Source organism: Phytobacter massiliensis JC163 (genome assembly GCF_000321045.1).
GTDB classification, from domain to species: Bacteria; Pseudomonadota; Gammaproteobacteria; order Enterobacterales; family Enterobacteriaceae; genus Phytobacter_A; species Phytobacter_A massiliensis.
Map to the genome: position 1 here is coordinate 1 of NZ_CAEO01000208.1, position 318 is coordinate 318.

General features: G+C 59.7%; 1 pseudogene. It reads left to right on the forward strand.

From position 1 onward, the window contains the following. Window positions 1–318: pseudogene (locus ENTHG_RS00245) on the forward strand (conjugative transfer relaxase/helicase TraI domain-containing protein); the annotation flags it as partial.

The following is a 318-nucleotide window of genomic DNA, read 5'->3' on the forward strand; positions in this document are numbered from 1 at the left end:
GAAACGTGCCTTTTACATTTCGGCGTCCCGTACCAGGGAACACGTCCAGGTTTACACGGACGGCACGCAGAAATGGGTCGATGCGGTCAAAAGGCCGGAGGGCAGCATAAAGACGGCACATGATGCGCTGAAGCCTGAAACGGAGCGTAAACAGGCCAGGCTTATCTGGGCGATGGGGCAGCCCGTCAGTAAAACGGCCATTGGACGTGCCTGGTCCCGGCATGAAGGGGTGGATGGCCATCGGTTGTCTGCGCGTGTTATCCCGGCACGAAGCGCTTCCCGGAGCCTGCGTTGGCGCTGCCGCTGTATGACAACAAC